This window comes from Streptomyces sp. NPDC026515 (assembly GCF_055567595.1).
On record NZ_JBVHQD010000010.1, the window covers coordinates 259,045 to 272,390 of the forward strand.

The 13,346-nt window shown below is 72.5% G+C and carries 11 protein-coding genes; 4 read left to right on the top strand and 7 right to left on the bottom strand.

The window, feature by feature from the left end; all coding sequences use genetic code 11:
• Positions 1–169: 169 nt before the first annotated feature.
• Together ACZ4O3_RS22860 and ACZ4O3_RS22865 are read left to right on the top strand one after the other, a co-directional pair.
• Positions 170–1,105, top strand: a complete 936-nt coding sequence (locus ACZ4O3_RS22860; RefSeq protein ID WP_467723928.1) for a LysR family transcriptional regulator — start codon at positions 170–172, stop codon at positions 1,103–1,105.
• Positions 1,106–1,208: 103 nt separating this feature from the next.
• The gene (locus ACZ4O3_RS22865) at positions 1,209–2,372 is read left to right on the top strand and encodes an NAD-dependent formate dehydrogenase (RefSeq protein ID WP_384989120.1); all 1,164 of its coding nucleotides are present in this window, start codon (positions 1,209–1,211) and stop codon (positions 2,370–2,372) included.
• Here the strand turns inward: ACZ4O3_RS22865 and ACZ4O3_RS22870 are convergent.
• The 7 genes from ACZ4O3_RS22870 to bla form a co-directional block, all read right to left on the bottom strand.
• The gene (locus ACZ4O3_RS22870) at positions 2,369–3,595 is read right to left on the bottom strand and encodes a cytochrome P450 family protein (RefSeq protein ID WP_467723929.1); all 1,227 of its coding nucleotides are present in this window, start codon (positions 3,593–3,595) and stop codon (positions 2,369–2,371) included. The genes ACZ4O3_RS22865 and ACZ4O3_RS22870 overlap by 4 nt on opposite strands.
• Positions 3,596–3,668: 73 nt before the next feature.
• Positions 3,669–4,877 (bottom strand): cytochrome P450, encoded by a 1,209-nt coding sequence (locus ACZ4O3_RS22875; RefSeq protein WP_362728197.1) that lies wholly within the window; start codon positions 4,875–4,877, stop codon positions 3,669–3,671.
• Positions 4,874–5,500: a GTP-binding protein gene (locus ACZ4O3_RS22880; protein WP_384989121.1), complete on the bottom strand. Its 627-nt coding sequence runs from the start codon at positions 5,498–5,500 to the stop codon at positions 4,874–4,876. Before ACZ4O3_RS22880 ends, ACZ4O3_RS22875 begins: the two co-directional genes overlap by 4 nt.
• Positions 5,481–5,828 carry a DUF742 domain-containing protein gene (locus tag ACZ4O3_RS22885; protein WP_362728199.1) on the bottom strand — a complete coding sequence of 116 codons (348 nt, stop codon included), beginning with the start codon at positions 5,826–5,828 and terminating at the stop codon, positions 5,481–5,483. The genes ACZ4O3_RS22880 and ACZ4O3_RS22885 overlap by 20 nt, the downstream gene beginning before the upstream one ends.
• Positions 5,825–6,232 carry a roadblock/LC7 domain-containing protein gene (locus tag ACZ4O3_RS22890; RefSeq protein ID WP_360478541.1) on the bottom strand — a complete coding sequence of 136 codons (408 nt, stop codon included), beginning with the start codon at positions 6,230–6,232 and terminating at the stop codon, positions 5,825–5,827. Before ACZ4O3_RS22890 ends, ACZ4O3_RS22885 begins: the two co-directional genes overlap by 4 nt.
• Entirely contained in the window at positions 6,229–7,803 is a 1,575-nt protein-coding gene (locus tag ACZ4O3_RS22895; protein ID WP_467723931.1) for a sensor histidine kinase, read from the bottom strand. Before ACZ4O3_RS22895 ends, ACZ4O3_RS22890 begins: the two co-directional genes overlap by 4 nt.
• Before the next feature lie 189 nt (positions 7,804–7,992).
• On the bottom strand, positions 7,993–8,868 hold the full coding sequence (gene bla, locus ACZ4O3_RS22900) for a class A beta-lactamase (protein ID WP_467723932.1): 876 nt from the start codon (positions 8,866–8,868) through the stop codon (positions 7,993–7,995).
• 141 nt (positions 8,869–9,009) lie between these two features.
• On the opposite strand from bla, the gene ACZ4O3_RS22905 reads away from it, so the two are divergent.
• A complete protein-coding gene (locus ACZ4O3_RS22905) occupies positions 9,010–9,849 on the top strand; it encodes a hypothetical protein (protein ID WP_384989124.1) in 840 nt (279 codons plus the stop codon).
• Positions 9,850–9,958: 109 nt separating this feature from the next.
• Complete coding sequence (locus tag ACZ4O3_RS22910; RefSeq protein ID WP_467723933.1) at positions 9,959–13,333, top strand: pyruvate carboxylase; 3,375 nt, start codon at positions 9,959–9,961, stop codon at positions 13,331–13,333.
• Positions 13,334–13,346 lie beyond the last annotated feature (13 nt).

Genomic DNA, 13,346 nt, shown 5'->3' on the forward strand with positions numbered 1-13,346 from the left:
ACCCCACTCCATGGAGCGGCGGTTTGTGTCCGCCGGCATCCCGGGGTGATGCCCGGCGCCGCCGACGCTACGACTTCAAGAGCACTCGAAGTCAAACGGCCGGTACCGCCGATCCGGTACATGTGGACCCCACGACCGTGATCGCCGCCCAGCTTCCCGGGGAGCCCACATGCTGCTGCGCCGGCTCGAATACCTCGTCGCCCTCGCCCGGGAGCGGCACTTCGCCCGCGCGGCCGCCGCCTGCCACGTCTCCCAGCCCTCGCTGTCCGCCGCGATACGCAGGCTGGAGCACGAGCTCGGTGTGCCCATCGTGCGCCGGGGCCGCCGCTACGAGGGCCTGACCCCCGAGGGCGAGACGGTGCTGGCGTGGGCGCACCGCATCCTCGCCGAGCGGGACGCGCTGCGCCAGGAGCTGTCGGCGCTGCGGGAGGGTCTCACGGGCACCCTGCGCCTGGGGATCGTCCCCACCGCGGTCCCCGTGGCCGCGCTGCTCACCGGCCCGTTCTGCGACCGGCATCCGCACGCCCGGGTGGCCCTGGAGTCCCTGTCGTCCCTCGACATCCGGCGGGGTCTGGCGGAGTTCGAGCTGGACGCGGCCATGACCTACCTGGACGACGACGACTTGCGCCAGGTCCGCCGCTTCCCGCTCTACGAGGAGCGCTACGTCCTGCTCACCCCGGTCGGCGGCCCCCTCGGGGACACGGCCGACGCCACCTGGTCCCAGGCCGCCGCCCTCCCGCTGTGCCTGCTCGGGCCGCGGATGCGCAACCGGCGGATCATCGACGACTGCTTCGCCGCCGAAGGGGCCGCGCCGGTCCCGGCGGTCGAGTCCGACAGCGTGGCGGGCCTGTACGCCCACCTTCCCGGCGGCCGCTGGTCCAGCGTGATCTCGCACGCCTGGCTGCACATGTTCGGCGTACCGCCGGGCATGCGCGTGGTCCCGCTCCGGGGCCCGGCGCACGGCCCCCGGGTGGGCCTGGTGGTCGCCCGCAGCGAGCCCCAGTCCGTACTCGCCGAGGCCCTGGTGAAGGTCGCCCGCCAGGCGCGGCTGCGGGACGCCCTGGACAGCCTGCTGACCGCCCACCTGGACGGCCGCGACCGATAGCCGCGGACTATGAGCACATAACAAAGTTCGCTTTGACCTGCGTAGTTGCTGCCCGCAATCGTGTAAGGAACGTCATCCGCACCGGAGTTGAGGAGCCGCCATCATGGCCAAGGTGCTCTGCGTCCTGTACGACGACCCGACCGACGGATACCCGAAGAGCTACGCCCGCGACGACGTCCCCGTCATCGGCCACTACCCGGGCGGCCAGACCACCCCCACCCCCGAGGCGGTCGACTTCACCCCCGGTCATCTCCTCGGCAGCGTCTCCGGCGAACTCGGCCTGCGCTCCTTCCTGGAGAAGGCCGGCCACACCCTCGTCGTCACCTCCGACAAGGACGGCGCGGGCTCCGTCTTCGACCGTGAGCTGGCCGACGCGGACGTGGTGATCTCGCAGCCGTTCTGGCCGGCCTACCTCACCCCGGAGCGGATCGCCGCGGCGCGGAACCTCAAGCTGGCCGTCACCGCCGGCATCGGGTCCGACCACGTCGACCTCGACGCCGCGATCGCCCACGGAGTGACGGTCACCGAGGTGACGTACTCCAACAGCATCAGCGTCGCCGAGCACGTGGTGATGATGATCCTCGGGCTCGTCCGCAACTACCTGCCCTCCCACCAGGTGGTGCTCGACGGCGGCTGGAACATCGCCGACTGCGTGAGCCGCAGTTACGACCTGGAGGGCATGCACGTCGGGACCGTCGCGGCCGGCCGGATCGGTCTCGCGGTGCTGCGTCGCCTCGCGCCCTTCGACGTGAAGCTGCACTACACCGACCGCGCCCGGCTGCCCGAGTCCGTCGAACGCGAGCTGAACCTGACGTTCCACGAGAGTACGGCGGCCATGGTCCCGCACTGCGACGTCGTCACGGTCAACGCGCCCCTGCACCCGGAGACCGAGGGACTGTTCGGCGACGAACTGCTGGGCACGATGAAGCGCGGCGCGTACCTCGTCAACACCGCGCGGGCCAGGATCGCCGACCGGGACGCCGTCGACCGGGCGCTGCGCAGCGGGCAACTGGCCGGGTACGCGGGCGACGTCTGGTTCCCGCAGCCCGCGCCCGCCGACCACCCGTGGCGCACCATGCCGCACCACGGGATGACTCCGCACATCTCCGGCTCCAGCCTCTCCGCGCAGGCCCGTTACGCGGCCGGTACCCGGGAGATCCTGGAGTCCTGGCTCGCCGGCCGGCCGATCCGCGACGAGTACCTGATCGTCGACGGCGGCGCGCTGGCCGGCACGGGAGCCAAGTCGTACTCCGTGAAGAAGGGTTAGGAGCCGAGCCGGACCGGGAGTTCGAAGATGTCGTTCTGGGTGACCACCGGCTTGTTGCGCAGTTCGGACGCCGGTACCGCGAGGTCCAGGCCGGGGAAGCGGTCGTACAGGGCGGGCAGCGCGACGCCCGCCTCCAGCCGGGACAGCGCCGCACCGGGGCAGACGTGCGGGCCGTGACCGAAGGAGATGTGCCGGTTCCCCGACTCCCGGGTGACGTCGAACTCCCCGGCGCTCGGCCCGTGCGCGTCCTCGTCACGGCCGATCGCGGCGTACGACACGATCAGCGCGTCGCCCGCGGGCAGCACCTTGTCGCCGACCGGCACGTCCTCGGTGGCGAAGCGGATCAGCACGTGGGAGGTCGGGGTGGACCAGCGAAGGGTCTCCTCGACCACCGCCGACCAGTCCACCTCGCCGGAGAGCACCCTGGCCCGCTGGCCGGGGTGGGTGGAGAGGTTGACCACGGCGTTGACGATCAGCGAGATCGTCGTCTCGTGACCGGCCGCCACCATCAGCTGGAGGGTGGAGACGATCTCGTCGTCGGTGAGGTGGTCGCCGCCCTCGGAGGCCAGGATCAGCGCGCTGGTCAGGTCGTCGCCCGGCTCGGCCCGCTTGGCGGCGACCGTCGCGGCCATGATGCCCGCCAGCTCGGTGAGGGTGGCGACCACCTCGGCGGGCGGGGTCTGGGTGGAGAAGAACTTCTCGAACAGCACCTTCAGGCGGGGCAGTTCACCCTCGTCGATGCCCATCAGGTCGGCGACCACGTACATCGGCAGCGGATAGGCGAAGGCCGCCTTGAGGTCCACGGTCTCCTGGTCCGCCGGGAGGGCGTCCAGCAGGTCCTGGGTGAGCTTCTCGATCCGCTCCCGCATCCGCTCGACCCGGCGCGGGGTGAGCGCCTGGGCGACCAGAGCGCGCATCCGGCGGTGGTCGGCGCCGTCCACGGTCAGCATGGAACGGCCGGGGTTGGCGAGGCCGATCAGCGGCCAGTCCTGCGGTATCTCCCCGCGCTGCCAGGCCCCCCACACATTGATGTCCTTGACCAGACGCGGGTCGGTGAGCAGCGCCTTCGCCTCGGCGTGCCGGGTGACCGCCCACACGGGCACCCCGCCGGGCAGTTCCACGGCGGCCAGCGGACCGGCGGCACGCAGCCGCGCGCTCTCGCCGTCCAGGTCGGTGACGAAGGGGTCGAGGGCGATCCGGGCTTGTTCGGTACCGGTCGTCATCGTGAGGTGCCTCCCAGGGCAGGGTCGGAGTACTGCGCCACATCGGTGCCGCGTCCGACCGTCGGTGTCGGACCTACAGGGCGGGTACGGGTGTGAACCGCACGGGCAGCTCGGTGAGCCCCCGCAGCCAGGGCGAGGGGCGGCGTGCCAGGGAGTCGGCGGGCACCGCAAGGTCGATGTCCGGCAGCCGGTCGAGGACCACCTCGATACCGGTCCTGGCGATCACCTCGGCGACCTCCTGCGCCGGGAACGGGCAGCGGTGATCGCCGTGTCCGAAGGAGAAGTGCGCGCTGTTGCCGCCGGTCAGCGCAGAGGCGTCGGTGCGCACCTGCGGATCGGAGTTGGCGCCCTGCAGGCCGAGCAGCAGCAGGTCACCGGCGCGGATCCGGCGTCCGCCCAGCTGGGTGTCCCGGGCGGCCCAGCGGCCGGCCACGTTCTGGGTGGGGGTGTCCTCCCACAGCACCTCGTTCATCGCCTCGGCGACGCTGTTGCGGCCGCCGAACAGGGAGGCCGCGAACCGGTCGTCGGTGAGCATCAGGCGCAGCGAGTTGCCGATCCAGTCCGCGGTCGGCTGGTGCCCGGCCGCCATCATGACCATCAGGTCCTGGGCGATCTCCTCCTCGCTGAACCCGCTCTCGTCCCGGAGCATCCGCGAGACCACGTCGTCGGCCGGGTCTGCCTTCCGGTCGGCCAGCAACTGCGCCATGGAGGCGGCCAGATGGGTCTGCCCGGCGATCGCGCGGTCACGTCCGTCGATCATGTCGTTGAGGGCGGTGACCAGGCCCGGGCCGTCCTCGTCGGAGAAGCCGTAGAGCTGCGCGAGCACCCGTACCGGGAGCAGCATCGCGTACTGGCCGACGAGGTCCGCCTCGCCGCTGGTGCACAGCCCGTCGATCAGCTCGTCCGCGAACCGCTCGGCGTGGCCGCGCAGTTCGAAGGGGTCGACGGCCTCCAGCGCGTCGCTGATCATCCCGGCCCGCTCGCGGTGCCGCTCGCCGACCGTGTAGAGGATCGACGGCTGCTTGCGGCCGATCATCGGCAGCAGCGGCCAGTCCGCGGGGATCATGTCCCACTGGTTCCACAGGTCCGAGTCCCGGCTGAACAGCACCGGATCACCGGTCACCTGGTGCAGTTCGCGGTAGCCGAGCACCAGCCAGGCCGGCACGTCCCCGTCCAGCACGACGGGGGTCACGGCGCCGTGCTCGCGCCGCATCTCCCGGTAAAGACGCGCGGGTTCGGTCTGGAACCGGGGGCCGCCGAGCGGCACGGCTTCGGGGGTCACACGAACTCCTGTCGGGGCAGGTCCGCCGGTGCCGAGGGGCCGGCGTACCGGTTCTTGACGTGCTGGACCAGCTTGATCAGCACCTGCTTGCCGGACTCCCGGGAGCGGGCGTCACAGGTGACCAGCGGGATGTGCGGGTCCAGGTCGAGCGCGTGCCGGACGTCCTCGGGCGTGTGCACGGGGCCGCCGAAGTCGTTGCAGGCCACGATGAACGGCGTGCCGTGCTTCTCCAGCCGGTCGATGGCGTACCAGGAGTCGTCGATCCGCCGGGTGTCGACGAGCACCACCGCGCCCAGGGTGCCGGAGAACAGCCGGTCCCACAGGAACCAGAACCGCTCCTGGCCCGGTGCCCCGAACAGGTACAGCACGTTGCGGGTGTCCAGGGTGATGCGGCCGAAGTCGAAGGCGACGGTGGTGGCGGACTTGCCGCGCACCTCCCGGATGTCGTCGACCTCCTCGCCCGCCTGGGTCATCGTCTCCTCGGTGTTGAGGGGACGTATCTCGCTGACGGAACGGACCAGGGTGGTCTTGCCGACGCCGAAGCCGCCCACGACGACGATCTTGAAACCGTGGTCGGCGGAGGCACCCAACGGGGTGCGCGCGTCAGAGGTTGCGGAGTCCAACGAGCACCTGCTCCAGGATGTCGGGGTCGGTGATGGCCGGCCGGTAGGGGTGGCGGGCGCTGACCCGGCCGGCCGCCTGCAGGTCGCACAGCAGGACCTTGGTGATGCTCACCGGCAGCTTCAACTCCGCGGCGATCTCCGCCACCGAGGTCGGGAACTCGGCCAGCCGCAGGATCGCCACGTGCTCCGACTGCATGCCCGGGGTGGGCTCCGACTCGGCGACGACCAGCGTGACCAGGTCGAAAGGGCTGTCCGGCCCGGTGCTGCTGCGACCGCCGGTGAGGGTGTACAGGCGGTCGGGCGCGTCGTCCCTGCCGGGCCGGCTCATGACGTCCGGGGCTGCGCGGTGAGGTGCTCGCCGAGTTGCTCGACCAGTTCGCTCATGTTGTGCCCGACCAGCCCCGGTTCCGCGTCCTCGCTGGTCACCACGGCCAGATGGGCGCCGTCGCCGGCCTCCACGATGAACAGCACGCCCCCGTAGAACTCGGTCATCGCCGACCGGACACCGCCGCTGCCGTCGCCGAACTCGACGGACGCCCCGTGCGACAGCGACTGGATGCCGGCCGCGATGGCCGCGAGCTGGTCGGCCTGGTCGACGGAGAGCTCCGGAGTACGGCAGAGCTTCAGCCCGTCGCGGGAGAGCACCAGGGCGTGCCGCGCGCCAGGGGTGCGCTCCAGGAGGCCCTCGATGAGCCAGGTGAGCTTGTCATCGGCGGTGGTCCTGCCGGTCATGAAGTGGTGTCGCCTTCCGGGTGCGCGTGCTGGTGGGACGGGGGCTCGGAGCCGGACTCCGGGTGCGGCGCGGGGACCGCGTCGTGCACCGGGGTGGAGGTGTTCGGGACTGTGACGGCATCGGCCGGGTCTGGCGTGCCAGGGGCGTCGGCGGAGTCGGCCGATGACGGGCGGACGGCCTGCCGGAAGCTGTTGAAGCGGGCGGCGCGGACCCGGGCGTCCTCGGTGGCGGCCACCGGGCGCGGCTCCGCCGGCTGGGGCGCCGACCGGCGTTCGGCCTCGGCGAGGGTCTTGCCGCGGCGCCGCCTGGGCAGCCCGGTGGCGCCTTCCTCGTCCTCGTCGGGCTCCGCGGACTCGTGCACGGGTGCCGAGTCAGGCGGTGCCGGTACCGGGTCGGCCGTCTCCGGCTGCTTGGGCAGCGCGGGTTCGTCGGCGACCGGACGGGTCAGCAGGTCCTGCGGGATCAGCATCAGCACCCCGGTGCCGCCGCGCGCCGACGGCCGGAACGACACCTTCAGGCCGTGCTTGCCGGCCAGCCGGCCGACCACCGCGAGCCCGAGCCGGGTACCGGTGAGACCGCCGAGCTCGCTGGTGTCACCGGCGACCGCCCGTTCGGCGCGGCGCAACTGGACGTCGCCCATCACCAGGCCGCTGTCCTCCACGGACACGATGACCCCGGCCGGCACCTCCTCCACGTAGACGTGGACCTCGGCCGTCGGGGGCGAGAAGGTGGCCGCGTTGTCGAGGAGTTCGGCGAGCGCGTGCATGACGCCCTCGGCCGCGTGACCGGTGACGGCCGTCTCGCTCACCGAGTGCACCCGCACCCGGCGGTATCCGCTGATGCGTCCCATCGCACCGCGCAGGATGGACTCCATGCTGATCGGCCGTGCCCAGCGGCGCCCGGAACGCGCCCCGGTCAGCACGGCGATGGAGTCGGCGATCCGGCCCGCCTGGGCGGTGCGGTGGTCCAGGTGCAGCAGGTCGGCGAGGACCTCCTCGTCGGTGTGCCGCTCCTCCATGGCCCGCAGGTCGGCGAGGGTGGCGGTGGCCAGGGCCTGCATCCGGCCGGCCGCGTTGCCGGCCGCGGCGATCGCCGCGGCCCGCTCCCGGGAGGCCTGCTCCAGGGCGGCGGCGAGCCGGCGGTTCTCCTGCCGGTACCGGTCCAGCTCCTGGCTGCTGCCCTCGTGGACCCGCAGCCGCTCCTCCTCGAAGGAGTCCGCGAACTCACTGCGCTGCTGGGCCAGTTCGTCGATCAGGCGCTGCTGCTCCTGACGTGCTTCCTCGGTCGTGCGGGCCTGTTGCTGGAGCAGCCGTCCGATGTCCTGGCTGACCGTCTCCAGCCGCCGCCGGGCGCGCCGGGCGGCCTGTGCCGCGTGGACGGCCCAGGTCACCGCGGCGCACAGCACCAGAGCGGCCGCACCGGCCCCCAGGGCGAGAGGGGCGCGGACCGAGGCCGGCGCGGCGACCACCGCGGCGACGACCACGAGGGCCGAGACCACCGCGGTCAGCGCGAGGGTCGGAACGAGCGTACGGACGGCAGGTCGATCGCCGGGATGCGAGGTCGCGGTCATCGGTCCGGTCTGGTCGTCGGAGCTGGCGGGGATGTGGTTCCGGTGGAGCCGGTGAAGGGGAAGTGACACTGGGCGCTGAACTGGCCGTCACTATACGAGAGTTCGTGATCGAAACAGAACAGTTCCGATCCCCCTGCCGGAAAACGCTCTCAGGGAAGACGACGTGCGGTGTCCCGGCTGTGAACGATCCTACGAAGCACACCGGGTGAGCGTGTCCACCACCACGGCGGCCGCCTCCTTCACCAGCGCCGAGTCGGCCTGGGCGGCGGGGTCGGTGTGCGTGGACAGGACGGCGACGACGACCGGGGCACGGCCCGGGGGCCACGCGATCGCGACGTCGTTGGCGGTGCCGTAGGCACCCGTCCCGGTCTTGTCGCCGACGGTCCAGTGGGCGGGCAGCCCCGCACGGATCCGCTCCCCGCCGGTGGTGTTGGCGAGCAGCCAGCCGGTGAGCCGCCGGCGGTCCACGCGGTCCAGAGCGTTCCCGACGGCCAGTTTCGCGTAGCTGGTGCCGATGGCCTCGGGACTGGTGGTGTCCGTGACCCGCCCGGGCTCCGCCGAGTTCAGCTCCGGCTCCCACCGGTCGAGCCGGGTCACCCGGTCTCCGATCGAACGGCACAGCCGCGTCACCGCCACCGGGCCGCCCAGTCGCTCCAGCAGCAGGTTCGCCGCGGTGTTGTCGCTGTAGGTGATGGCCGCGTCGCACAGCCTCGCGACCGTCATTCCGGCGGCGAGGTTCTCCGGCCTGCCCGTGACGGGCGCGCCGCCCGCACGGTCGATGTCGCTCTGATCGTAGTGGACGGTCTCGCCGAGCACGGACTCCTCCAGGTCCCGCAGCACAGCGGAGACCGCGAGCGTCTTGAACGCCGAGCACATCGGGAAGAGTTCGCCGCTGCGGTGGCGGACCCGGGCCCCCGAGCCGGTGTCCCAGGCGAACACCCCGAGCCTGGCGCCGTGAGCGCGCTCCAGCGCCCGGAATCCGTCCGCGGTGTCCGCGGCCGTGCGGGCGGGCAGGGCGGTTCCGAGGGCCGCGGTCAGCACAACACGGCGCGACAGCTGCTGCATTACCACTCCTTTGCCGAGGTTTCGATGTGGGGGACGTGATCGCGCGGCGGAGGGTTCCGTCGCGGACGGGTGATAAACCCGACGCCGGCATCCGGGCGGGGACGACGGCACGGGGCCGGTGCCGAGGGGACGATGCCCTCCATGACGGGGAACGCAAGCCCGGGGGCGGCGGCCGCACGTGCCGCCCGGTTCCTGGGGCGCACACTGCGCGAGGAATGGCACGGGATCGTGGCGGAGCCGCTGCGGCGGCTCGTACGGCGTGGTCCCGCCGGGATCGCGCTGGCGTTCGTGGCCGGGTTCGGCGTCGTCCTCTTCCACGACATCGCCCAGCACCCCGGCGGCCGAAGGCTGGTGTGGCACCTCGGCGGTGTCACCGCCGACCTGCCCCTGTGGCTGTCCCTCCTGCGCACCCCGGTCTCCCTCTACGTCCCCGCGCTCGACCTTCCGGTCTGGGCCGGCATCACGCAGCTCTTCCTCGCTTTCGCCCTCGCCGAACTCGTCCTCGGCCGCGCCCGGACCCTCGCCGTCGCCTACCTCACCACCCTGGCCGGCACCCTGGCCGCCCGGGTGATGGTCGCGCTGGGCCCCGGCCGGTGGGGCTTCGGCCTGCCCCCGGAGGCCGGCCGGATCCTCGACACGGGGCCGTCCGCCGCGGTGGTGGGTCTGTTCACCTATCTGGCCGTGGTGCGCCGGGCACCCGTCGTCTTCGCGCTGACCGGCGGTTCGATGGTGTGGGAGTCCCTCGCCGTACCGAACCTGGCCGGCCGCGAGCACCTGATCGCGGTGGCCACGGCGGTCGTCCTCGGAACGCTGCACGGCCGCCGGCTGCCGGTCCCCGCCCTGCCGGTCCCCGCCCCGTGGATCGCCGGCCGGCCCGCCGCGGGCGCCGCCACACCGCCGAGTCCCCAACCCCTTCGTGTTCCCCGGAACCGCACAAGTCACGCGGCCGACCCGCCGAACTGCTCAACGACGTCAATGTGATGGTTTTCGCACTTCAGCCGGTCCGGGCAACCCCTAATGTTGCGCGGGCTACGGCAGGGCGCGGCTGACACCATGGTGTTCGTCGCCGGCAGGCTGAAGGGATCCAGGGATGTTCCGCAAGGTGCTGGTCGCCAACCGTGGAGAGATCGCCATCCGCGCTTTCCGCGCGGGCTACGAACTGGGCGCGCGCACGGTCGCCGTCTTCCCCCACGAGGACCGTAACTCGCTGCACAGGCTGAAGGCCGACGAGGCCTACGAGATCGGGGAACCGGGGCATCCGGTACGGGCCTACCTCTCCGTCGAGGAGATCGTGGCCGCCGCCCGCCGGGCCGGCGCCGACGCCGTCTACCCGGGCTACGGCTTCCTCTCCGAGAACCCGGAACTCGCCCGCGCCTGTGAGGAGGCGGGCATCACGTTCGTCGGGCCGAGCGCCCAGACGCTGGAGCTGACCGGCAACAAGGCCCGCGCGGTCGCCGCCGCCCGCGCCGCCGGGGTACCGGTGCTCGGCTCCTCGCAGCCCTCCAACGACATCGACGAACTGGTCCGCGCCGCCGACGAGATCGGCTTCCCGGTGTTCGTGAAGGCCGTCGCCGGCGGCGGTGGCCGCGGCATGCGCCGGGTCGAGGACCCGGCCGCGCTGCGCGAGTCCATCGAGCAGGCCTCCCGGGAGGCGGCCTCCGCCTTCGGCGACCCGACCGTCTTCCTGGAGAAGGCGGTCGTCGACCCGCGCCACATCGAGGTGCAGATCCTCGCCGACGGCGAGGGCGACGTCATCCACCTCTTCGAGCGGGACTGCTCGCTGCAGCGCCGCCACCAGAAGGTCATCGAGCTGGCCCCCGCCCCCAACCTCGATCCCGAACTGCGCGACCGCATCTGCGCGGACGCGGTCCGCTTCGCCCGCGAGATCGGCTACCGCAACGCCGGCACCGTCGAGTTCCTCCTGGACCGCCAGGGCAAGCACGTCTTCATCGAGATGAACCCGCGCATCCAGGTCGAGCACACGGTGACCGAGGAGGTCACCGACGTCGACCTGGTCCAGGCCCAGATGCGCATCGCCTCCGGTGAGACCCTCGCCGACCTCGGGCTGTCGCAGGAGACGGTGAAGCTGCACGGCGCAGCCCTCCAGTGCCGTATCACGACCGAGGACCCCGCCAACGGCTTCCGCCCCGACACCGGCCGGATCAGCGCCTACCGTTCCCCGGGCGGCTCCGGCATCCGGCTCGACGGAGGCACCACGCACGCCGGGACCGAGATCAGCGCCCACTTCGACTCGATGCTGGTGAAACTCACCTGCCGGGGCCGGGACTTCAAGGCCGCCATCGGCCGTGCCCGGCGCGCCGTCGCCGAGTTCCGCATCCGGGGCGTCGCCACCAACATCCCGTTCCTCCAGGCCGTCCTGGACGACCCCGACTTCCAGGCCGGGCGGATCACCACCTCGTTCATCGAGCAGCGCCCGCACCTGCTCACCGCCCGCTCCTCCGCGGACCGCGGCACCAAGCTGCTCACCTACCTGGCCGACGTCACCGTCAACAAGCCGCACGGCGAGCGCCCCCACCTGGTCGAGCCGACCACCAAACTGCCCCCGCTGCCGGCCGGAGAGCCGCCGGCGGGCTCCCGCCGGCGCCTGGTCGAGCTGGGCCCGGAGGGCTTCGCCCGCGCGCTGCGCGAGTCGCCGACCATCGGCATCACCGACACCACCTTCCGCGACGCCCACCAGTCGCTGCTCGCCACCCGGGTGCGCACCCGGGACCTGCTCGCCGTCGCCCCGGTGGTCGCCCGCACCCTGCCCGAACTGCTCTCCCTGGAGTGCTGGGGCGGCGCCACCTACGACGTGGCGCTGCGCTTCCTCGCCGAGGACCCCTGGGAGCGGCTGGCGGCCCTGCGCGAGACCGTCCCCAACATCTGCCTCCAGATGCTGCTGCGCGGCCGCAACACCGTCGGCTACACCCCGTACCCGACCGAGGTGACCGACGCCTTCGTGCAGGAGGCCGCCGCCACCGGCATCGACATCTTCCGCATCTTCGACGCCCTCAACGACGTCGGCCAGATGCGCCCCGCCATCGAGGCGGTACGCGAGACGGGCACCGCGGTCGCCGAAGTGGCACTCTGCTACACGGCCGACCTGTCCGATCCGGGCGAGCGGCTCTACACCCTCGACTACTACCTGCGGCTCGCCGAGCAGATCGTCGAGGCCGGCGCGCACATCATCGCCGTCAAGGACATGGCGGGCCTGCTGCGCGCCCCCGCCGCCGCGAAGCTCGTCTCGGCGCTGCGCAGCGAGTTCGACCTCCCCGTCCACCTGCACACCCACGACACGGCGGGCGGCCAGCTGGCCACCTACCTGGCCGCGATCCAGGCGGGCGCGGACGCGGTGGACGGCGCGGTGGCCTCCATGGCCGGTACGACCTCGCAGCCCTCGCTGTCGGCGATCGTGGCCGCGACCGACTACACGGAGCGTCCCACGGGGCTCGACCTGCGGGCGGTCGAGGACCTGGAGCCGTACTGGGAGAGCGTCCGCAAGGTCTACGCGCCCTTCGAGGCGGGCCTGGCCTCCCCGACCGGCCGCGTGTACCACCACGAGATCCCGGGCGGCCAGCTCTCCAACCTGCGCACCCAGGCCGTCGCGCTGGGCCTCGGCGACCGCTTCGAGGAGATCGAGGCGATGTACGAGGCCGCCGACCGGATCCTCGGCCGGCTGGTGAAGGTCACCCCGTCCTCGAAGGTGGTCGGTGACCTGGCCCTGCACCTGGTCGGCGCCGGGGTGAGCCCGGAGGACTTCGAGGCCACGCCCGACAGGTTCGACATCCCCGACTCGGTCATCGGCTTCCTCCGTGGCGAGCTGGGCACCCCGCCCGGCGGCTGGCCCGAGCCGTTCCGCACCAAGGCGCTCCAGGGCCGCGGCGCCGCCAAGCCGGCGCCGGAGCTCGGCACCGAGGACCGCGAGGGCCTCGCCAAGGACCCCCGCGCGACCCTGAACCGGCTGCTCTTCCCGGCCCCCACCAGGGAGTTCGAGACGCACCGCCAGACCTTCGGCGACACCAGCGTCCTCGACAGCAAGGACTTCTTCTACGGTCTGCGCCCGGGCAAGGAGTACGCGGTCGACCTGGAGCCCGGCGTCCGGCTGCTCATCGAACTCCAGGCCGTCGGCGAGGCCGACGAGCGCGGTCTGCGCACGGTCATGTCCAGCCTCAACGGCCAGCTGCGGCCCATCCAGATCCGCGACCGGGCGGCCGCCTCGGACATCCCGGCCACCGAGAAGGCCGACCGCGCCGACCCCGGCCATGTCGCGGCCCCGTTCGCCGGAGTCGTCACCCTCGCCGTCGAGGAGGGCGCGGAGGTGGAGGCGGGCGCCACGGTGGCCACGATCGAGGCGATGAAGATGGAGGCCACCATCACCGCCTCGAAGGCCGGCCGGATCTCCCGGCTCGCCATCAACCGGATCCAGCAGGTGGAGGGCGGCGACCTGCTGGTCGAGATCGCCTGAGGCCGGGCCCGCG

Bases quoted from the DNA above. Each gene is read 5' to 3' on its own strand.
- ACZ4O3_RS22860 (WP_467723928.1), top strand. From the start codon at position 170: ATGCTGCTGCGCCGGCTCGAATACCTCGTCGCCCTCGCCCGGGAGCGG.
- ACZ4O3_RS22865 (WP_384989120.1), top strand. From the start codon at position 1,209: ATGGCCAAGGTGCTCTGCGTCCTGTACGACGACCCGACCGACGGATAC.
- ACZ4O3_RS22870 (WP_467723929.1), bottom strand. From the start codon at position 3,595: ATGACGACCGGTACCGAACAAGCCCGGATCGCCCTCGACCCCTTCGTC.
- ACZ4O3_RS22885 (WP_362728199.1), bottom strand. From the start codon at position 5,828: ATGAGCCGGCCCGGCAGGGACGACGCGCCCGACCGCCTGTACACCCTC.
- ACZ4O3_RS22890 (WP_360478541.1), bottom strand. From the start codon at position 6,232: ATGACCGGCAGGACCACCGCCGATGACAAGCTCACCTGGCTCATCGAG.
- ACZ4O3_RS22895 (WP_467723931.1), bottom strand. From the start codon at position 7,803: ATGACCGCGACCTCGCATCCCGGCGATCGACCTGCCGTCCGTACGCTC.
- bla (WP_467723932.1), bottom strand. From the start codon at position 8,868: ATGCAGCAGCTGTCGCGCCGTGTTGTGCTGACCGCGGCCCTCGGAACC.
- ACZ4O3_RS22905 (WP_384989124.1), top strand. From the start codon at position 9,010: ATGACGGGGAACGCAAGCCCGGGGGCGGCGGCCGCACGTGCCGCCCGG.
- ACZ4O3_RS22910 (WP_467723933.1), top strand. From the start codon at position 9,959: ATGTTCCGCAAGGTGCTGGTCGCCAACCGTGGAGAGATCGCCATCCGC.